The following is a 20103-nucleotide window of genomic DNA, read 5'->3' as shown; positions in this document are numbered from 1 at the left end:
ATTTGCTCATCTAATGCTAAGGAGGGCCTGTGAGCTCATCGCCTACTTTCAAGCCGGCAGTGTCGGCGCGCATCACCCCGGGCCGGGCCGGCAAGACCGATTGCCCGGCTGCAACGCCCAGCCAGACACTGGATCTGTTCGTGCAAAGCCAGATGGCCAAGCTGACGGGCGGCGTGTCGCCGATCGGCATGGGGCTCGCTTTCATGGACTGGGCCTGCCATCTGGCCACCTCGCCCGGCAAGCAGATGGACTTGCTGACGCGGAGCTATGCCGTGCCGGTGACGGCAGACGGCCAGCTGGCCGACGGGCGTTTTTCCGGCCCGGACTGGCAGCGCTGGCCGTTCCAGCAATATGCACAGAATTTCCTCCAGTGCCAGCAATTCTGGGAGCAGGCCACCACCGGCGTGCGCGGCGTGGCGCCCCATCACAGCCAGGTGGTGAATTTCACGGCGCGCCAGCTGCTCGATATGCTGGCGCCGTCGAATTTTTTGGCGACCAATCCGGAAGTGCAGCGTGCGGCCATGGAAAGCGGCGGGCGCAGTCTGGCCGACGGCGCGCTGAACTGGCGCAAGGATGTCTGCCGCAAGCTGGCGCCACCGGGCATGGCCGTGCCGGAACCGGCCGATGCCAGCTACCGCCCCGGCGTGGAAGTGGCGCTTACCCCCGGCGAGGTGGTGTTCCGTAACGAACTGATGGAGCTGATCCAGTACCGCCCGCAGACCGCCACCGTGTATCGCGAGCCGGTGCTGATCATCCCGTCGTGGATCATGAAGTACTACATCCTCGATCTGTCGCCGGAAAACTCGATGGTGCGCTATCTGGTGGCGCAGGGCCATACGGTGTTCATGGTGTCGTGGCATAACCCCGGCGCCGCCGAGCGCAATCTGGGCATGGACGACTATCTGGAGCGGGGGCTGTATGCCGCGCTCGATCAGGTCACGGCGATCTGCCAGCAGGCACCGATACACACGGTGGGCTACTGTCTGGGCGGAACGCTGCTGGCGATAGGCGCGGCCGCACTGGGCGCGTCCGATAGCGCAGCGCACGGCACGCTGGCTTCGGTCACGCTGCTGGCCGCGCAGACCGATTTCAGCGAGCCGGGCGAACTGGGCTTGTTCATCGACGATAGCGAACTGGCTTTCCTTGATGCGCTGATGTGGAAGCAGGGCTACCTCGATGGCGACCAGATGGCGGCGTCGTTCCAGCTGCTGCATGCGCGCGACCTAGTGTGGTCGCGCATGATGCGCGAGTATCTGCTGGGCCAGCGCTCGGCGCCGAATGACCTGATGGCGTGGAATGCCGACGCCACGCGTCTGCCGTTCCGCATGCATAGCGAATACCTGCATGGCCTGTTCCTGCGCAATGATCTGGCCGAAGGGCGCTATCAGGTGGGCGGCAAGCCGATAGCGCTGGCCAATATGGCCGGTCCGCTGTTCGTGGTGGGCACCGAGCGTGACCACGTGTCGCCGTGGCGCTCGGTGTACAAGCTGCATCTGCTGACGCCGGCCTCTATCGATTTCGTGCTGGCCTCGGGCGGACATAATGCGGGCATCGTGTCGGAACCCGGCCATGCCCACCGCAGCTATCGCCGCATGGCAGCGGCAGCGGCGACAGGCGGCTACCGTAGCCCTGACCAGTGGCTGGCCCAGTCGGAACTGGAACAGGGTTCGTGGTGGCCATGCTGGCAGCAATGGCTGGCGCAGCATTCGGCCAGCAAGCAGATCAAGCCGCCGCAGCTGGCGCGCAATGCCTCGTTAGGTGCGGCGCCCGGCCATTTCGTGCTCGACGCCTAGGCAGGACGGACTGCGCCGCGCCAGCTCAGGCGCGGCGGGTCCAGCGTTCGATCACGCCGGCAAACGCGGCCGAGGTGAAAGGCTTGGTCAGGTAGTCATCGGCACCGGAAGCGATGCAGCGTTCGCGGTCGCCATCGATGGCGCTGGCCGTCAGTGCCACCACCGGCGTACGCGGCAGGCCTTGCGCCGCTTCCCGCGCGCGCAGCTGTTCGGTGGCCTGATAGCCATCCAGCACCGGCATCATGCAATCCATCAGCACCATATCGTACTGACGCTCGGCCAGCGCATCGAGCGCCTGCTGGCCATCGTGCGCCTCATCGACTTCCCAGCCGAGGCGGGTGAGCAGGATGCGCGCCAGCTGACGGTTCATTTCCGTATCTTCCACCAGCAGTATGCGGCCCTGCTTGCCGTCCGGCGCTGCCGTATTGCTAGCAGTGGCGGTGGCAGAGGTGGTTGCGCTGGCAGGGGTAGGGACAGCAGTGTGCTTCATGGTGATACTTTCCACTTCAGGTTGATGGTCTGATGCCTGTCGCAAGTGCTGCGACGGTACGTCGACGATAAAAGTTGCGCCGCAGCCTGTGCTGCTGCGGCAGGAAATGGTGCCGCCCATCAGTTCGACCAGGCGTTTGCAGATGGCCAGCCCCAGCCCCGTGCCGCCGTAATGGCTGCTGGTGTTGTGTTCCGCCTGGCTGAAGGGCTCGAACAGGCGCTGCTGTCCTTCCGGGCTGATGCCGATGCCGCTATCGGTGACTTCGAAATGCAGGCGCCAGCGGCCACTGCTATCGCCGGGCGGGGTGGCGTTCAGGCTGATACGGATGGTACCGGCCGGCGTGAACTTGATGGCGTTGTTGAGCAGGTTGCCCAGAATCTGGCGCATGCGCAGGGGGTCGCCTTCCATCGGGCCGGGCAGGCCGGAGATATCGGTTTCGATCTGCAGGCCTTTACGCAGCGCCACCGGTTCGTGCAGTGCCAGCACCTGGGCTATCATCTGGGCCGGATCGTAAGCCTGCAGGTCCAGCGTCAGATGGCCCGATTCCACCTTGGAGAAGTCCAGCACATCGTTAATGATGTGCAGCAGCTCGACCGTGCCCTGATGGACGTTGTGGGCGTAGTTGCGCTGGGTATCGTCGAGCTTGGTGCCCAGCATGAGCTCCGACATGCCCAGTATGCCGTTCATCGGGGTGCGGATCTCGTGGCTCATCATGGCCAGGAAGCGCGACTTGGCGGCACTGGCCGCATCGGCTGCCGCCTTCAGTTGCAGCGCTTGCTGCGCATCCTGCTCGCGCCGTTTCAGCAGCTGTTCGACCAGCCGGAACGCCAGCAGTACGGCGATCATGCTGGCTGCCGTAATGCCGGTAATCAGGCGCACGTTGCGCCACCAGCCATGCAGCAGCATGTCTTCGTTGATGGTGGCATTGATAATCAGGGGGAAATCGCGGACCTGGCGCACGGCGCCCATACGGGTCTCCGGCTGCAGATCGTGCGAGGCGCGCGGGCTGCTGGTCAGCACCACGTCGTGCTGCTTGCCCTGGCTGATGACCTGATAGGTGGTGCCGGTGCGGACCTGCTTGCTGATCATTTCCGGCGCATACGGCCAGCGCGCCAGCATGGTGTAGTCGCGGTTGTACAGGGTGATGGTGGAATCCGTGCCGAGATTGACGCGATGGAAGAAGTCGGCGAAGAACTGGCAGGACACGCCGACCAGTACGGCGCCGGCAAATTCGCCGCGCGCATTTTCGATGCGGCGGCTGACATAGAAGGTCCAGTTGCCATTGCCCTTGTTGCGCACCGGCTCGCTCATGTACGGCTGATCGCCGCGGTGGGTGCTGTGATAGCGGAAGTAGTCGCGGCTGGACAGATTGATGGGCGGAGCCGGATAGCTGCGGGTGAAGTTGATGACGTTGCCGTCCACATCGAGCAGCGATACCACATCGACCTGCGGCAGCGCGGCCATCTTGTCGCGCAGGCTGTGATAGATCTCTTCGCTGGCCAGTGCGTTGCGGCGGTTGTCGTTCTTGTGTTCGGGCTGCTCCAGTACCAGTGCCACGACGCTGTCGAGCAGCGTGTAGCTGGCAGCCATGGTCTGGGCGGTGTTCTCGGCCAGCACCAGCGTCAGGTTGTCCATGCTGTCGCGCCAGTCGTCGATCTCATGCTGGCGTAGCGACCAGGCGGAAATGGCAGCCGTCAGCGTCAGCAGCAGCAGCAGGGCGAAGCAGATCAGCTGCATGGCGCGGTGTGCGCTCAGCCCGGCGCGCCGCAGCAGGTGGTAGGGCCGCGACCTGCTATCCGCTATGGTATCAGACTGGCCGGGCCGGGACGCTGGGGCAGCCGGTTTGCTCATGCCTGGCTTTCCAGCTTGCTGTGGCGGATGCTGAGCTGCATCTCGTCGAATACGGCCGGATACAGCACCGCCAGACGCTGCTCGGCTGCACCCAGACGCTGCTGCTGGCGTGCCGCCTGCTCCATTTCCTGCAGCAGCGCGGTCAGCTCTCTGGCGCCGATCAGCATGGTCATGCCTTTGAGCGCATGGCACTGGCTGCCGATGGCAGCGAAATCGGCTTGCTGCAGACCCTGCTGCAGGCGCGCATAGGTGGCGGGCGCACTGTCGATATAGGTCTGTGACAGCAGCAGGGCAATTTCCTGACTGCCTGCCGCGGCTTCCAGCAGCACGGCAGGATCAATCACGTGAAATACGGGCGAGGGCGGTACTGGCGTCATGCGGCTTCCTTGGCGCTGGCGGCTGGATGGGCCGGCGCTTCGATCTGGGGTGGACGGATAAACGGTATGCAGAACACGAACACCGAGCCATGCTCGTCGCTATGTTCGAGTGCAATTTTACCTCCCATCAGCTCGACCAGGCGGGCAGCAATGGCCAGCCCCAGTCCGGCGCTGTCGCGCGCGCGCGAGGCGCTATCGTCGGCAGTGGAGAATTGTTCGAACAGGCGTCCACGCAGTGCAACAGGCACGCCGCTACCGCTATCGCGCACGCGGAAATGCAGCTGGCTAGGCGTGGCGTCGGTCTGCAGCTGTATGCTGCCCGATGCGGTGGCCTGTATGGCGTTATGCAGCAGAATATCCATGACGCGCATCAGCTTGATGCGGTCGCAGATCAGGTGGCTAGGCAGAGTGCTGCCGTTGATCAGTTCCAGCTTGAGGCCCTTGGCAACGGCGGCGCCGCGCTGGCGCGCCAGCGCGCCGTGCAGCACCTCGCTCAGCACGGCAGTTTCGGGCGACAGCTTGGTCTGGCCCGATTCAAGGCTGCTCAGTTCCAGCACCGCTTCGACCAGCCCGAGCAGGCGGATGCCGCAGCTATGGATGGCATCGGCAAAGCCGCCCGCATGGCTGTTGGCAAATTCTGCCTGCAGCAGTTCCGAATAACCAAGAATGCCGTTGAGCGGCGTACGCAATTCGTGCGACATATTCGACAGGAAGCGCGATTTGGCACGGTTGGCGGCATGGGCCTGCTCGCGGCTGACGATCAGGCGGCCGATCAGCACGATAATCCCTACCGTGAAGGCCAGTACCACCAGACTGGTAACGCCAGCCAGCGTCAGTGCCACATTGCGCCGCTCCTGATAGTCGGCCAGCGCTTCTTCGTAGTCGATACCGACCAGGGTGTACAGGGGAGCACCGGGCAGGTGGGAATAGGCGTAGAAGCGCTTGCGCTGGTCGATAGGGCCGGTCTGCAGCATGGTGCCGCGCTGGTTCTTCTGCATGGCGGCGAACAGCGGCGTATTGAAAATATCCTGACCGCGGCTGTCGTCATTGCCGACCCGGCGGGCGCGTACCACGCCATCGTCGCCGACCAGCGCAATCGAACCCTGACGGCCCACATTGATGTCGCTGTACAGACGGGTGAAATACTGCGGGTCCAGCGACACCACGACCACGCCGTTGAAACTGCCGTCCGGCTTGCTGATGCGGCGGGTCAGCTGCAGCGACCACTTGCGCGATACCCTGCCCAGTACGGGCTGGCTGACAAACAGTACGTCGGGACCGGGTTGCATGTGCACGCGGATATGCGGCCGGTCAGCCAGATTGATGGCGGTGAAAGGCTGGGTCGACAGCACTACGTCGGCATGTTCGTCGACGATGGAAAATAGCGTGTACAGATCGCTGGGGCCCAGACCTTCGGCCAGCTCGCGTTTCATATCGAGTTTGGTGCCCAGGCTGTTATAGCGGTGGCGCAGGAAGGTAACAGCCTGATCGGCAGCGGAAATGGTGCGGCTGGCATGCTCGTCGAACAGGCGTACCAGATCCTGCGCTTCGCGCTCGGCCACGGCAATCGAGCGACTCTGGTCCTGATCCAGCTGCCACAGCGTGGATCCCCAGATACCGCTAACGAGCAACAGGGCAAACAGCGCGAGTACCCAGCGCGCGTCCATATGCCTTTGTACGGCTTGCAACATTTCCCTCTCCCTGCACGTGCCCCCGCCAGCCGGAATGGCGGCGGGCCTCGCGAGTAAGCCCTAAGATTGCCTCAGAAACAAAAATTTGTCAAATTCATTAACACCGCTGAATTTACTGCCGGTTACGTTCGTGCTGGGCGCAGCATGCCTTCAGGTAGCCCCGCAGTTCATCATAATTGACAGGTTTGGGGAAAAATACCACGCCGCGGGGTACGCCGCCACGCGACTGCAGCTCGGCCGGATCCAGGCTGGACAGGATGGCGATATGCATCGGGCGCAGCAGCGGATCAGCCACGATGGTGTTGATCAGTTCATAGCCGTCGATGCCGTCCATAACGATGTCGGCCAGCACGATGTCGGGCTGGCGGCGGGCAATTTCCAGCAGGGCCTGATAGCCGTTCTCGCAGAAAGTCAGCGTGGCCTGCAGGTTCCAGCTGGCGATCTGGGTCTCGTACACCTGCCGCTGCATGGGGTTGTCTTCCACCACCAGTATCGTGGGGATGGCATTGTTATTGCGGTTGGCCAGCACGGCTGCGGGCTGGGCCGCCAGCGAGCCGGCCGCCGGTTGCAGCTTATAGGCCAGCACGGCGGCGAGGGGAATGCGGCGGTGGCCGCCCTTGGTTTTCCAGGCCTCGATGACGCCCGCTTCGACCAGTTGCTGCACGGAAGAGACCGAGACGCCGAGGATCTCGGCGGCGCGCTGGGTGGTGCACACTTCATCGGCTTGCGTTGCGTTTTTCATTCTCAGATAAGTCCCAAATTAGCCACAGTAGAATTTAAATATACCAAATTTGTTGAATTCGCAAAAAGCTCGGTATAATTGTTTTTATCGGCCATCGCGTTCATAGCTGCATTATGCCGCCGAAACAGTATTCCGCCTAGTGGTGGCGTAGCGGGGCCCGTTGGCAGGCAGACCGGCGCCACATAGAGCGGGTGCGGCAGCAGCGTGCAAGGCAGCGGACAGGGAAGAGCAGGAGCGAGCATGAAAGTTCTGATCATTGATGACAATCCATTAAATCTGGCATTGCTCAGCCATGTACTGGGCACTATCGCCGTGGCCCAGCCCTTGCCGTTTAGCGATCCCGAAGCGGCGCTGGCATGGTGTGCGCAGGAAGTGCCGGATCTGGTGCTGCTGGACTACCAGATGCCGCAACTGGACGGGCTGGCTTGCCTGCGCCGCCTGCGCATGCTGCCCGGCCTGCAGAACGTGCCCGTCATGATGCTGACCGCCGATACGGCACAGGCCGTGCGCCACGAGGCGCTGCGGCTGGGGGCCAACGATTTTCTTACCCGCCCGTTCAATCATACGGAGCTGCATGCCCGCATCGGCAACCTGCTGGTGTGGCGGCTGGGGCAGAACCGCCTGACCGAACATACCGAGCGTCTGGGCTATGCCGTGCAGCAGGCCGAAGCCAAGGCCAGCGCCCGTACCACGGAGCTGGTGCAACGCCTGCTGGAAGCGGTGCAGCGGCGCGATCCCGACACCTCGGCCCACATGACCCGGATTGCCGATTATGCCCTGCTGATCGCGCACCAGCTGAGGCTGGACGACAACCTGTGCCAGATGATCGCCGATGCCGCGCCGCTGCATGATGTAGGCAAGCTGGCGCTGCCGGACGAACTGCTGTGCAAGACGGGGGTGCTGGATCAGGCCGAACTGGCCCTGATGCGCACCCATGCGGAAAAAGGCGCGGCCATTCTGGCCGACAGCGATGTGCCGCTGCTGCAGATGGCGGCGCGCATGGCGCACAGCCACCATGAGCATTTCGATGGCAGCGGCTACCCGCAGGGGCTGGCCGGCACTGCCATTGCGCTGGAAGCGCGCATCGTTGCCGTGGCCGACGTGTTCGACGCCCTGACCAGTGCCAAACCTTACCGTCCCGGCTGGGACATCGCCACGGCCGCGCAGTATCTGCGCGATGGCCGCGGCAGCCAGTTCGATCCCGAGTGTGTCGACGCGCTGTTACGCGACATGGTCGGAGTCCGCATCATCCATACCCATTATGAACAACAAGCCCAGAGGGCTACCCGGAGAGCAGCATGATGAAAATTCCACGTGGACGCGGCGCCTTGCCCGAGAACTATCCTAACGGCTTCCTCGACAGCGTGATCCGCGAACAGCAGCTGAAAAATGATGCCGAGCTTAGCCGCGTGCTGCAGCTGGCACCGTCCAGCATCAGCAAGATACGCCATGGCCGTGCCGAGGTCAGCGCCGAAGTGCTGCTGCGCGTGCATGAAGCGTTCGGCACGCCTATCGCCGAACTCAAGCGACGCCAGAGCAGCGGCAGCACCACACACTGAGTTCCAGGCGCAGTTACAGGGATCAGCGTGCGGCGGGCGGCCAGACTGGCGGTGGCCGCAGAGATTTGATCGGGCGCAGAATATAGCTTTCGAGTTGCAAGATGCAGGGCGATAATTTTCCGCTAGCAGTTTGCCAGCCGCATAGTCGGTTCGAGCTTGATCTGGCGAACTTTCATCTGGACGACGCGATTTGTGAAGAATCGGCGGGACTTTGTAGCGACCATCAATTAATTTTATTAAATGCAGCGTATAAATGCTGAATTTGATCTCTTGTTGATTCCATCAACGGAAGCTATCGCTTTATGGCGATATCTGCCGGATTTGTTCAGCGCGCAAACAAATTCCCGGCAGCGCCGTATTTGATTTTTGGTATATTGCTCTAATTCATCGACAGTTTCCGTTTGGAAGTATAAAGTTCGCCTTCCGGTTTTTCCGGCGCCCGTATTCAGGCCAGCCTATGCGCCTGAAGCAGCCGGCCAGCTTAGGCCCGCTGCGGCGCTTTTCCCTACACTCTGGACACAACATGGCGTTTGCCCCCATTCTTCTGCGCCGCAGTCTGGCGCTGCTATCGCTGCTCGCGGCTGCCGCTGCATGGGCGGACGAGATGCCGCCTGCCGGCTGGCGGCTCAGCGGTTTCGGCACGCTCGCTTATGTCCATAGCAATGAAAGTCAGGCCGACTACAGCGCCAGCGCACTCAATCCCGGTACCGCCGGCGCCAGCAAGGCCTGGAGCCCCGATGTGGATAGCCGGCTCGGCGTGCAGGCCGACTGGCAGCTCGACCCGCAATGGGTCATGGTGGTGCAAGTGGTTGCCGAGCGCAGCCTGCAGAATGGCTATGCGCCGCAACTGGAATGGGCCAATCTGAAATACCGTCTCAGCCCCGAACTTGATCTGCGGCTGGGTCGCATCGCTTTGCCCCTGCTGCTGGTGGGCGACTACCGCAAGGCAGGCTATGCGCTGCCGTGGGTACGGCCGCCGGTGGAACTGTATGGCGCCATCCCTATCACCAATAGCGACGGCATCGACGCCAACTACCGCTGGTCCAGCGGCGAGATGACCCACGTTACCCAGCTGTTCTATGGCCACGCCGATGTGCCGTTCAAGCCGCAGGCGCGGGCCAAGGCGCAGGCCATGACGGGCCTGTCGCATAGCGCCACGCTGGGCGCACTGTCGCTGCGTCTGAGCGCCATGACTACCCGGGTGTCGGCTAATCTGGCGCCGCAGCTGTTCGACGGCCTGCAGCAGTCCGGCCCTGCCGGAGTACTGCTGGCGCAGCGCTACGCGCTCGACAATGCCCGCACCGGTACCGTGGCACTGGGCTTCAGCTACGATACCTGCGACTGGTTCCTGACGGGCGAAGCGGCCAGCATGGTCAGCCACTCCTTCCTCGGTCACCGCAGTGCTGCCTACCTGAGCGGCGGTGTACGGCTGGGCAACTGGACACCGTATCTGGGGTATGCCATCGCCCAGCCCGTTTCTGCCATACAGGACCCCGGGCTGCCGCTGGCCGGTCTGGACAGCCTGCAGCTGGCGCGCGCCAGCCAGCTCAGTAGCAGCCTCAATTATCTGCTCGCGGCGATACCGCATCAGCATAGCGTCACCAGCGGCGTGCGCTGGGATGTGGCGCCGAACTATGCATTGAAGCTGCAGTACGAGCGCCTGATGCCGGTAACGGGCACGCGCGGCACGCTGATCAACATCCAGCCCGGCTTCCGCGCCGGCCATGCCGTCAGCGTGTTCAGCGTGGCGCTGGATTTTGTTTTCTGACGGGGCGGCCATGTCTAGACTCTGGCAACAATGCTGCGCTTTCGGCGTCAGCCTGATGCTGCTGCTGGCCGATGGCAGCGCGGCCGCTGCTGCCGAGATGGTGGTCATCGTCTCCGCGCGCAGTTCGGTAGTGGCGCTGACCAGCGAGCAGGTGGCCGACATATTCCTCGCCCGTACCGCGCGCCTGCCCGGCGGCGAGGAAGTGCAGGCGCTCGACCTGCCGCTGGGCCATGCCCTGCGCGACGAGTTCTACAACCGCGTGGCGGGCAAATCGCCGGCGCTGATGAAAGCCTACTGGACCCGTATGGTGTTCACCGGCCGTGGCCAGCCGCCGCGCGAACTCAGTTCCATGCCGGCCATCCGCAAGCTGGTGGCGGACAATCCCGCCATGATCGCCTACCTCGAACGCAGTGCGCTCGATGCCAGCGTTAAAGCCGTGCTGGTGCTGCGATGATGCGCAAGTCGCTGTTTGCGCGCCGGCGCCCGTGGCTGCGCCGGGGTATCGATACCTATCTGGCGCTGCCTGTGTTCGCCGGCTTGCTGCTGCTGGCGATCTGGCTGGTGACCTTCCATGAAATCAATAACGAAAGAGCCCATGCGCAGGAAGCCGTCAGCGATTCGCTGCGCGAGCTGATGGGCACTTACGAGGCGCAGGTGTCGCGCAGCCTCGATAGCATAGACCAGACCCTGCGCGTGGTGAAATATGCCGTCGAGCGCAAAGGTGCGCTCGGTGCATTCGCCGAACTGGAACGGGTAGGGCTGCTGCCGCCCGGGGTGGTGTTCAACGTCAGCATCGTCGACCGCAACGGTCAGGTGGTGGCCAGCCGGCCGCGCCGCAGCGCCATGTCGGTGGCTGACCAGCCTTATTTCAGCGTGCATCAGGAACGCGACAGCGGCGCGACCTACGTCAGCCCGGTAAGCCGCGACGTGGCCAACAACGACTGGCATGTGCACTTTACCCGCCGCCTCGACGATGCGCTGGGCAATTTTGCCGGCATCGTCATCGTGGAAACCGATCCGGCCTATTTCACCAGCAGCTACGAGCGCAGCCGCCTGGGCGAGCTGGGCATGCTGGGGCTGGTGGGCTCCGATGGCATAGTGCGGGCGCTGCGCACAGGCGACAAGCTGACTTTCGGCCAGCGCCTGAGCAGCGACGAGTTCCGCCGTCTGGAAGGGGTGGAGCGCTATAGCGACATGCGCGAACTGCATGGCGTGGCGCTGAATGTGGTGGTGGGCCTGGCGGAGCAGGAAGCCATGAGCGGCTTCGAGCGCCAGCGCAAGGACAAGCTGTGGCAGGCCGGGATTGCCAGCGCCGTGCTGGCGCTGGGCACCACCCTGCTGTGCCTGTGGGCCTGGCAGGGCGCGCGCCACCGTACCCACGTGCGGCGCGCGCAGGAAACCTATGCGGCCGCGACAGCAGCCAGCATGGATGCCTTCTTCGTGCTGCGCGCCGTGTACGACAGCCACGGCGAGATTTGCGACTTCGCCTTCTTCGATACCAATTCGCGCGCCGAGAAGATGATAGGCCACAGCAAGGAGCAGCTGCGCGGCATGACTCTATGCGGCCTGTCGCCGCAGGCGCGCAGCAGCGCCATGTTTGCCGGCATGGTGCGGGTGATGCAGCTGGGCGGCGTGCACGAACAGGAATGGGAAAACAATCTGCCCCAGCTCAAGGCGCGCTGGCTGCACCAGCAGATGGTGGCGGTGGAAGGCGGGGTAGTGGCCATCGTGCGCGATATCAGCGAACGCAAGCTGGCGGAAGAACGCATGCTGCATCTGGCCCACCACGATACGCTGACCGGTCTGCCCAACCGCAGCATGATAGGCGCGCGGCTGGAGCAGGCTATCGCTCAGGCGCACCGCCACAACAGTGCGCTGCTGGTGGCGTTTATCGACCTCGATGGTTTCAAGCTGGTCAACGACAGTCTGGGCCACAACGCCGGCGACGAATTGCTGAAAGTAGTGGCCGAGCGCATGGCTGGCTGCCTGCGTGCCGGTGACGTGGTGGGGCGCTTCGGTGGCGACGAGTTTGTCCTGCTGCTGAACGAAAGCTACGGGGTGGAAGCGGCGCCCGTGCTGGAACGGGTGCGCGAAGCCGTGCTTGAAGCCATACTGCTGTGCGATCAGGAGGTACAGGTCAGCTGCAGCATCGGGGTAGCGGTGTATCCGGACGATGGCGCTGATGCCGAAACCCTGCTGATGCATGCCGATACGGCTATGTACCGCGCCAAGGATACCGGCAAGAATAACTGCCAGTTCTATACGCGCGAAATGAATGCCACCATCGAACGCAAGCTGCATCTGCTGGAAGGCTTGCGCAATGCGGTGGACGATGGCCAGTTCCAGCTGGTGTACCAGCCCAAGGTGGACCTGCGTAGCGGCCATATCTTCGGGGTGGAAGCGCTGGTGCGCTGGGCCCATCCCGAATACGGCCTGCTGGGGCCGGACCGTTTCATTCCGCTGGCCGAGGAGAGCGGCATGATCTTCGCGCTGGGCGAATGGGTGCTGCAGACAGCCTGCCGGCAGAACCAGCTATGGCAGGAGGCGGGTCTGCCGCCGCTGCGCATTTCCGTCAACGTTTCGCCGCGCCAGTTCGAAGAGCAGCGGCTGGTGCAGCGCGTGGCGCAGGCGCTGGAAGAGAGCGGGCTGGCGCCGGAATGGCTGGAGCTGGAAGTGACGGAAGGGGTGATCATGCGCGATCTGCAGCAGGCGGTGGCCAAGATGGGCGAGCTGCGGGCGATGGGCATTTCGCTCTCCATCGACGATTTCGGCACCGGTTACTCCAGCCTGTCGGCGCTGAAGTCCTTCCCCATCAGCACACTGAAAATCGATAAGTCCTTTGTGCGCGATCTGGGCAGCAATGCCGGCGATGAAGCCATCGCCAGCTCCATCATCGGGCTGGCGCACCAGCTGCGTCTGCGCGTGATTGCCGAAGGGGTGGAAACGGAAGAGCAGCGCGCCTTCCTGCGTCACAATGGCTGCGACGAGATGCAGGGCTATCTGTTCAGCCGTCCGCTGGCGCCCGAGCAGCTGCGCCAGCTGCTGCTGCGCCAGATGCCGGCCAGTGCCGGCCTGGGCCGGCTGGCGCCAGCGCTGGCATAATCTGCCGCCGCAAGCGCGCCAGTTTCCCCGCAGCGTGCGTCCGCCATGTATCATGGCAGCCTTGCCTTGATCGTGATCGATGATGAGATATTGGTTGGCCAGTGAGCGCGGTGCGCACTTTGTTCTGTTGCTGGGGATAGGACTGGTATTGCTGTTTGCAGTACTGGAATGGCGCTTCCCGGCGGCGGCGCAGCTGGAAACGGCCAGTGGCCGCATCGAATGGGAACGCAGCACCATCGACAGCTACTACTTCGGTCTGCAAGGGGAGGAGCGCATGTTTGTGCTGTACCGCAAAGGCGACCCCGAGCAGAAGCTGCAGGCCGCGCTGCACGATGCGGTGGCCTATCCGGCGCGGGTCAGCTTCGATCCCCGGCAGCGCGGCGGCGCGGCGCTGCTATCGGGCCAGTTCTATCCCGTGTATATGGTCAGTGTGGGCGGCAAGCCGGTGCTGCCGCTGGAGACAGTGCGCAGTTACTACCGTCACGATAATCTGGTTGCACTGGGTCTGGGCCTGCTGTTCATGCTGGCGGGCGGCTGGCGCACCTACCAGTGCGCCACAGCCATCCGGCGCTATCCGCTCGATCAGCTGGATCAGTTGGAATAAGGCTGGCCGTATATCCCTATACCAGCAGGGCGGCATTCATTTCGATGGCGTGGATCTTCGCCTCGGCCAGCATGGACTCTAGCTTTTCGTCATCGATAAACAGTTCGATCGCCGACTCCGAATGGGGCGGCAGGTCGCGCTGGGGTTCCTGCAGCGGCGATTTGACGGGCGTCAGCAGATTGGCCAGCAGCAGGGTATCGAACAGGGTTTCGGGCGGAATCGACAGGAAGCCGTCGCGCAGGTTTTCGATGGCTTCCGAGACCGGCTCGGGAATGCACAGCTTGCGCAGCACTTCGCGCGTGATGATCTCTTCGCTCGCCGCGTGCCAGTTCTCCGCATCTTCTTCCAGCAGGCCGGGGAACTCCTCGGCGCGTGACAGCAGGTAGAAGCCGCTCACTTCGTGCACGATGGAGGCAAACAGCGCCGTGTCGGGATTAACCCCCGTGACCTTGCGCGCGATGATGCGGGCCAGCGCCGCCACGGCGATGGTGTGGTCCCACAGTTTCTCGGCCTTGGCGCGCAGTTCGGGATCGGTGATCTTGCTGCCGAAGGAGCGCACCACCATGGCGGCCGCCAGCGCGAACAGGTTCTGGTAGCCGATGCGCATGATGGCGCCGCGCACATTGGTGATCAGCGGAGCGCCGGCGCGGTTGAACATGGCCGAGTTGGAGATCGCCACCGTGCGGGCTGCCAGTTGCGGCTCGGCCAGTACCAGACTGATGGCTTTATCGATCGGGCATTCCGGATCATCCAGTGCCAGCTGGACGCGCAGTGCCGCATTGACGCTGGTCGGGAAGACCAGTTCGCCACGTATGGCCATCGCAGCGATGTGGCCGTAGGCTTCGAGTTTGTTCATGGTCAAAATTATACGCATGCGCCGAGTCATTCTCAACGCCAGCGTAATAATAGTGCATTACAAAACGACAATGCTGGGTTTTAGGCGATCTGAACTGGACAAAATATAACGGCGCCCTCAAGGCGCCGTGCGGAAAAAGCACGCACCACGGTGTCCGGACCGTGGTGCGGCAAAGGAGATCAGGCGTTGGCCAGTTGTGGCCGGCCGCTGCGATGCTGGGGCTGATAGCGCGCCACCGACAGATCGTCGGCCATGATGGCCGGACGGCGCGAGGAGATCAGATCGGCCAGCAGCTGGGCCGAACCGCAGGACATGGTCCAGCCCAGCGTGCCGTGGCCCGTATTGATGAACAGGTTGCGCACGCCGGTGCGGCCGACTACCGGCGTGCCGTCCGGCGTCATCGGGCGCAGGCCGGTCCAGAAGCTCGCTTCTGCCGTGTTGCCGGCGCCGGGGAACAGATCGTTGACCACCATTTCCAGCGTTTCTCGGCGGCGCGGATTGAGGCGCAGATCGAAACCGGCGATTTCCGCCATGCCGCCCACGCGGATGCGGTCGTCGAAGCGGGTGACGGCGATCTTGTAGGTTTCGTCGAGGATGGTCGAAACGGGGGCGCTGGCCGCGTTCACGATAGGCACGGTGATCGAATAGCCTTTCAGCGGGTACACGGGGATTTTCACCAGATCCTTGAGGAAGGCGGTGGAATACGCGCCCAGTGCCACCACGTAGGAATCGGCAGTGACCACTTCGGCGCCGCACTGCACGCCGCGGATTTCTTCGCCGGCCGTCATCAGGCGGGTGATGTCGACGTTGTAGCGGAACTTGACGCCCAGCTCTTCGGCCATGGCCGTCAGGCGGGTAGTGAATAGCTGGCAGTCGCCCGTTTCATCGTTGGGCAGGCGCAGGCCGCCCACCAGTTTGTTCTGGTCCAGACCGGGCTCGGCCGCAACCAGCTGTTCGCGCGTCAGCAGTTCGTAGGGCACGCCCGTCTCTTCCAGCACGCGGATATCCTTGGCGGCATCGTCGAGCTGCTTCTGGGTGCGGAACAGCTGGGTGGTGCCTTGCTGGCGGCCTTCGTATTCGATGCCGGTGCTGGCGCGCAGGGCTTTGAAGCAGTCGCGGCTGTATTCGGCCAGACGCACCATGCGTTCCTTGTTGACGCCATAGCGTTCGGCATTGCAGTTCTGCAGCATCTGCCACATCCATTGCAGCTGGAACAGGGTGCCATCCGGCGTGATGGACAGTGGCGCATGGCGCTGCAGCATCCATTTCATGGCTTTCAGGGGAATGCCGGGCGCAGCCCATGGCGAAGCATAGCCGGGCGAAATCTGGCCGGCATTGGCGAAACTGGTTTCCAGTGCGGGACCCGGCTGGCGGTCGAGCACGGTGACTTCGTGGCCGGCGCGGGCCAGATAGTAGGCACTGGTGACGCCGATAACTCCGCTACCCAAGATAACAACGCGCATTGCAGTCTCCCCATTATTTGTTCGTGCCAGATATTCCGCTATGGTATTCTCTGTTCACTAGCATTTGTTACTGTATAACTTGCGTATTTCAGTGGATTTTCATGAGAATTCAAAAAGAATCGGTACGTACACTTGACAAGCTTGACAGGAAGATACTGCGCATCCTGCAGGATGACGGGCGGATTTCCATGAAAGACCTGAGCGAGCAGGTGGGCCTGTCGATCACCCCGGCCATCGAGCGGGTCAAGCGCATGGAACGCGACGGCGTGATTACCGGCTACCACGCCCGTATCCATCCGCCGGCGCTGGGTGCCAAGCTGCTGGTGTTTGTGGAAATTACGCTCAATCAGAAGTCGGGGCCGGCCTTCGAGCAGTTCCGCCGCGAAGTGCTGCGCATACCGGAAGTGCTGGAATGCCATCTGGTTTCGGGCGATTTCGATTATCTGATCAAGGCACGCATTCATGAAATGGCGGAATACCGCAAACTGCTGGGCGACATGCTGCTCAGTCTGCCTGGTGCGGCGCAGTCCAAGAGTTATGTGGTGATGGAGGAAATCAAAGAAACGCTCAGTCTGCCAACCGAGCTGGCTACCGGCCAGACGGGTGCGCGCTAGGGTGCGGGCGTGCAGCACGGACTAGGCGTAGCAGCTTGAAACTGATAGGCTGGCACGGTGGTCCCGAATTGCTGCAACCAAGCGGAAAACTTGCGGAAGAAGCCTATGAGATGCCTGATGCTGTTGGCAAGCGGTCTGTTCGCACTGAGTGCGCAGGCTGATGAATTTGCACCTGTGACGCCGTACCGGCCATCCGTGTCGAGTCCGGCGCAATTGCCGGCGGCGGGCCAGCTGGAATTCGAACTGGGTGGGCTGGGCAGCCAGGATAGCGCTGCGCGCCGCTACAGTCTGCCCTATACCTTCAAGCTGGCTTTTAATAGCGAATGGGGTATGGTGCTGGGCGGCGAAGGGCTGGTGTCGGCGCCGGACGATGGGGCACGCCTGCGCGGCGTGGGCGATACCCAGCTGGTGCTCAAGCGGGCGCTGGTACTCAGCGAAGAAACTGCGCTGGGGCTGGAACTGGGTAGCAAGCTGCCCACTGCCCGTAGCGGCATAGGCAGCGGCAAGGCAGACTACAGCCTGAACGGCATCGTCAGTCAGGATATCGGCGAGATACACACGGATGCCAACCTGAATCTGACCCGTATCGGCGCCATCGAGGCGGGCAGCGGCCGTATCCAGACCGGGCTGTCGGCCTCGTTTTCGCTGGCGCTGGACGAACGCTGGGGCGTGACCGGCGAATGGTCGGGCAGCCGGCGCCGTGGCAGCGAGCGCAATTCGCAGCTACTGGCAGCCCTGAGTTTCAGCCCTGGCAAGCTGCTCACGCTGGATATCGGCGTGGCCCATGGTCTGAGCGCGGCGACGCCCAGATGGTCGCTGTTCAGCGGCGCCGTGCTGCCGCTGGCGCGGCTGTGGTAGCCGGCCGTGCTAGGTGCTGGCCGGTACCGGCAGCTTTACCGTCAGCAGGGTGCCGCCGTCCGGCGCTTCTTCCAGCGACAGCGTGCCGCCCAGATACGCTGCTCTTTCTCGCACCGTACGCAGGCCGAATTTGCCGCTGCTCTGGTCGTTGCCGCCAGCGATGCCGATGCCGTTATCTTTCAGCTGCAGAGTAATACTGTGCGGCGACTCGCTCACCTGCACATCGACAGCGCTGGCATGGGCGTGCATGGCGATATTGCGCAAGCCTTCTTCCAGCGCGTGCAGCAGCACCACGCTGTGACTGCGCGGGCACTGTAACTCCTGTTCGGGCAGACGGCAGCGTACTGTGATGTGCTGCTGCGCGCCGAACTGTTCTGCCGCCTCGCACAGTGCGACGCGTACGCCGAGAAATTCCAGTCTGTCGTTCCACAGCCGCATCTGCATCTGGCGGTTGGTTTCCACGACCTGCAGCAGTAGCTGCTTCATTTGCGCGGCACGGTCCTGCAGCGCCGGGTCGGGCGGCATTTTCTGGGTCAGCAGGCCCAGATGCATGGTCAGCGCTGTCAGCGTGGAACCAAGGCTGTCGTGCAGCTGGCGCGACAGCGAGCGCCGTTCATTGTCCCAGCAGTTATGCAAATGGCCTAGCAGGTCGCTCAGCTCGGCATTACGCTGCGCAGCAGGGTGCGGGGCGGGTGACGGTGGCGACGCTGGTGCAGGTTGGGCAGACATGGTGAGCTCGCGAGCAGGGGCAGGTTGCGCCGATCATACCCGAGTCGGCATAAATGTGGCGCACTGTCGCGTGCGCGCATCACGCGCGAGTGTGAGTGGGCTAACGCACAGACTGCAAGGCGGCGGCGGACCAGACTTGTACTACAGCCGCCATGGGGGAGGGTCATGAATATCGATACCATCGTAGACAAGGAGTATGCCGGCCTGAGCTTTCGCGCGCTGGCGGCTGCGCCCGTGAGCGCTCTGCGCGGCCTGAGTCCGCGCGATGCGCGGGCGCTGGCACAGGCTTTCAATGTGCATAGCGTGCGCGATCTGGCCGAGCTGGCGCTGGTGCGCTGGGCCGTGGCGATTACCACGCTGGCCGATCAGGAGTTGCCCGAGCCGGCGGCGCAGGCGCAGGAACATCTGCTCGACGATGGACTGGAGATGACCTTTCCTGCCAGCGATCCGCTCTCGGTCGATGCCGGCGTCACGCGCATCGAAGTGGCGCCCGAGATGGTCGATGCACACGATGACCATCAGCATGCGGACCAAGTGGCGCAGAGTACCGAGACGGGCTTGCGGGATGCGGCGATAGCGCGGCCGGACTAGTGCCGGCCTCGAATTGCCCGCGAGCGATCAGGCGTGGCTTACGGCTTCCTGCTGGAGGCCGGTGGCACGCATGGCCAGTGCGGTGCAACTGCAGTTCTTGCCGCTGCGCTTGGCTGCATACAGGGCAGCATCGGCGGCGGCTATCAGCGGATTGACTTCCGTCGCATCGTCGGGGAACAGGGCGATGCCTATGCTGGTTGATAGCTGCAGTTCCAGTCCGTCCACCTGATAGGGGCGGGCAACGGCTTCGATCAGTTTGGCAGCCGGGTCGCGCGTATCGTCCAGCTGGTTCAGACTGCCCATGACGATGACGAATTCGTCGCCGCCCACCCGCGCGACCGTATCTTCCTTGCGGGCGCAGCCGGTAAGGCGCTGCGCCACCTGTTTGAGTACGGCATCGCCGGCAGCGTGGCCATGGGTGTCGTTAATGGCTTTAAAACCGTCAAGATCGAGATACATGACGGCAGCCTTGTTCTGCTGCCGGGTGGCATGCTGCAGCACGTGGCTGATGCGGTCTTCCAGCAGGCGCCGGTTGGGCAGGCCGGTCAGCGCATCGTGCAGAGCCAGCGCCTGCTGCTGGCGGCTATACTGGGCCAGCTCGCGGTATAGCAGCCGTACTTCCAGCATGTTGTGTATGCGTTTATACACTTCCATCAGGTCAAATGGCTTGCTGATGAAGTCGCGCGCACCGGCTTCCAGCGCCGCAATCTTGAAGCTGGGCTGGGCCGTGAGTGCCAGCACAGGCAGATAGCCACCCTGTTCGATCTCCTTGAGCCCCTGCATGACCTGAAAACCGTTAAAGCCGGGCATCTGCAGATCCAGCAGTATCAGGTCGTAGCCATGCTGGCGGTGCATGGCGCACACCTGTTCCGCCTGCGAGGTTGCGCTGACATCGCGATAGCCTGCATCCTGCAGGATCTCGCACATCAGTTCGAGGTTGTCAGCGTTGTCATCCACCACCAGTATTCGGGCGTTGAGGATATCTTCTCGGCTTGGCATAAGGATCCCGGTCGAT

18 protein-coding genes are annotated in these 20103 nt (G+C 63.1%); 10 read left to right on the top strand and 8 right to left on the bottom strand.

Annotation, left to right across the window (positions count from 1 at the left end):
• Positions 1 to 29 precede the first annotated feature (29 nt).
• Positions 30 to 1793 carry a PHA/PHB synthase family protein gene (locus tag GTP27_RS00690; protein WP_371865869.1) on the top strand — a complete coding sequence of 588 codons (1764 nt, stop codon included), beginning with the start codon at positions 30 to 32 and terminating at the stop codon, positions 1791 to 1793.
• A gap of 25 nt (positions 1794 to 1818) precedes the next feature.
• On the opposite strand, the gene GTP27_RS00685 is transcribed toward GTP27_RS00690, so the two are convergent.
• The 4 genes from GTP27_RS00685 to GTP27_RS00670 all read right to left on the bottom strand — a co-directional run bounded on the left by GTP27_RS00685 (position 1819) and on the right by GTP27_RS00670 (position 6944).
• Positions 1819 to 4134, bottom strand: coding sequence for a hybrid sensor histidine kinase/response regulator (locus GTP27_RS00685; protein ID WP_161037275.1), 2316 nt, complete (start codon positions 4132 to 4134; stop codon positions 1819 to 1821).
• Entirely contained in the window at positions 4131 to 4511 is a 381-nt protein-coding gene (locus GTP27_RS00680; protein WP_161037274.1) for an Hpt domain-containing protein, read from the bottom strand. Before GTP27_RS00680 ends, GTP27_RS00685 begins: the two co-directional genes overlap by 4 nt.
• Positions 4508 to 6202 carry a sensor histidine kinase gene (locus GTP27_RS00675; RefSeq protein ID WP_161037273.1) on the bottom strand — a complete coding sequence of 565 codons (1695 nt, stop codon included), beginning with the start codon at positions 6200 to 6202 and terminating at the stop codon, positions 4508 to 4510. Before GTP27_RS00675 ends, GTP27_RS00680 begins: the two co-directional genes overlap by 4 nt.
• 112 nt (positions 6203 to 6314) lie before the next feature.
• Positions 6315 to 6944: a response regulator gene (locus GTP27_RS00670; RefSeq protein WP_161037272.1), complete on the bottom strand. Its 630-nt coding sequence runs from the start codon at positions 6942 to 6944 to the stop codon at positions 6315 to 6317.
• Between the two features lie 240 nt (positions 6945 to 7184).
• Between GTP27_RS00670 and GTP27_RS00665 the strand changes: the two genes are divergently transcribed.
• The 6 genes from GTP27_RS00665 to GTP27_RS00640 all read left to right on the top strand — a co-directional run bounded on the left by GTP27_RS00665 (position 7185) and on the right by GTP27_RS00640 (position 13977).
• Positions 7185 to 8246, top strand: a complete 1062-nt coding sequence (locus GTP27_RS00665; RefSeq protein WP_161037271.1) for an HD domain-containing phosphohydrolase — start codon at positions 7185 to 7187, stop codon at positions 8244 to 8246.
• Positions 8243 to 8503 (top strand): helix-turn-helix domain-containing protein, encoded by a 261-nt coding sequence (locus GTP27_RS00660; RefSeq protein ID WP_229633264.1) that lies wholly within the window; start codon positions 8243 to 8245, stop codon positions 8501 to 8503. Before GTP27_RS00665 ends, GTP27_RS00660 begins: the two co-directional genes overlap by 4 nt.
• Before the next feature lie 523 nt (positions 8504 to 9026).
• Positions 9027 to 10271 carry a hypothetical protein gene (locus GTP27_RS00655; RefSeq protein WP_161037270.1) on the top strand — a complete coding sequence of 415 codons (1245 nt, stop codon included), beginning with the start codon at positions 9027 to 9029 and terminating at the stop codon, positions 10269 to 10271.
• A gap of 10 nt (positions 10272 to 10281) precedes the next feature.
• Entirely contained in the window at positions 10282 to 10725 is a 444-nt protein-coding gene (locus GTP27_RS00650) for a type 2 periplasmic-binding domain-containing protein (RefSeq protein ID WP_161037269.1), read from the top strand.
• On the top strand, positions 10722 to 13373 hold the full coding sequence (locus tag GTP27_RS00645) for a bifunctional diguanylate cyclase/phosphodiesterase (RefSeq protein WP_229633262.1): 2652 nt from the start codon (positions 10722 to 10724) through the stop codon (positions 13371 to 13373). Before GTP27_RS00650 ends, GTP27_RS00645 begins: the two co-directional genes overlap by 4 nt.
• A 148-nt stretch (positions 13374 to 13521) precedes the next feature.
• Positions 13522 to 13977: a hypothetical protein gene (locus GTP27_RS00640; protein ID WP_161037268.1), complete on the top strand. Its 456-nt coding sequence runs from the start codon at positions 13522 to 13524 to the stop codon at positions 13975 to 13977.
• Between the two features lie 16 nt (positions 13978 to 13993).
• On the opposite strand, the gene GTP27_RS00635 is transcribed toward GTP27_RS00640, so the two are convergent.
• Positions 13994 to 14833 carry an HDOD domain-containing protein gene (locus tag GTP27_RS00635; RefSeq protein ID WP_161037267.1) on the bottom strand — a complete coding sequence of 280 codons (840 nt, stop codon included), beginning with the start codon at positions 14831 to 14833 and terminating at the stop codon, positions 13994 to 13996.
• A 179-nt stretch (positions 14834 to 15012) separates the two neighbouring features.
• Positions 15013 to 16296, bottom strand: coding sequence for a D-amino acid dehydrogenase (locus tag GTP27_RS00630; RefSeq protein WP_161037266.1), 1284 nt, complete (start codon positions 16294 to 16296; stop codon positions 15013 to 15015).
• 101 nt (positions 16297 to 16397) lie between these two features.
• On the opposite strand from GTP27_RS00630, the gene GTP27_RS00625 reads away from it, so the two are divergent.
• Together GTP27_RS00625 and GTP27_RS00620 are read left to right on the top strand one after the other, a co-directional pair.
• Entirely contained in the window at positions 16398 to 16910 is a 513-nt protein-coding gene (locus GTP27_RS00625; protein WP_161037265.1) for an Lrp/AsnC ligand binding domain-containing protein, read from the top strand.
• 117 nt (positions 16911 to 17027) lie between these two features.
• A complete protein-coding gene (locus GTP27_RS00620; protein ID WP_161037264.1) occupies positions 17028 to 17768 on the top strand; it encodes a transporter in 741 nt (246 codons plus the stop codon).
• 9 nt (positions 17769 to 17777) lie between these two features.
• Here GTP27_RS00620 and GTP27_RS00615 read toward each other — a convergent pair whose 3' ends face one another.
• On the bottom strand, positions 17778 to 18497 hold the full coding sequence (locus GTP27_RS00615) for a sensor histidine kinase (protein ID WP_161037263.1): 720 nt from the start codon (positions 18495 to 18497) through the stop codon (positions 17778 to 17780).
• Between the two features lie 165 nt (positions 18498 to 18662).
• Between GTP27_RS00615 and GTP27_RS00610 the strand changes: the two genes are divergently transcribed.
• On the top strand, positions 18663 to 19088 hold the full coding sequence (locus GTP27_RS00610) for a hypothetical protein (RefSeq protein ID WP_161037262.1): 426 nt from the start codon (positions 18663 to 18665) through the stop codon (positions 19086 to 19088).
• A 27-nt stretch (positions 19089 to 19115) separates the two neighbouring features.
• On the opposite strand, the gene GTP27_RS00605 is transcribed toward GTP27_RS00610, so the two are convergent.
• Complete coding sequence (locus GTP27_RS00605; RefSeq protein WP_161037261.1) at positions 19116 to 20087, bottom strand: diguanylate cyclase; 972 nt, start codon at positions 20085 to 20087, stop codon at positions 19116 to 19118.
• Positions 20088 to 20103 lie beyond the last annotated feature (16 nt).

The organism is Duganella qianjiadongensis, from assembly GCF_009857915.1.
Classification (GTDB): Bacteria; Pseudomonadota; Gammaproteobacteria; order Burkholderiales; family Burkholderiaceae_D; genus Rugamonas; species Rugamonas qianjiadongensis.
The sequence above is the reverse complement of the archived record's forward strand: the minus strand, read 5'-3'. Positions and strand labels throughout refer to the sequence as shown.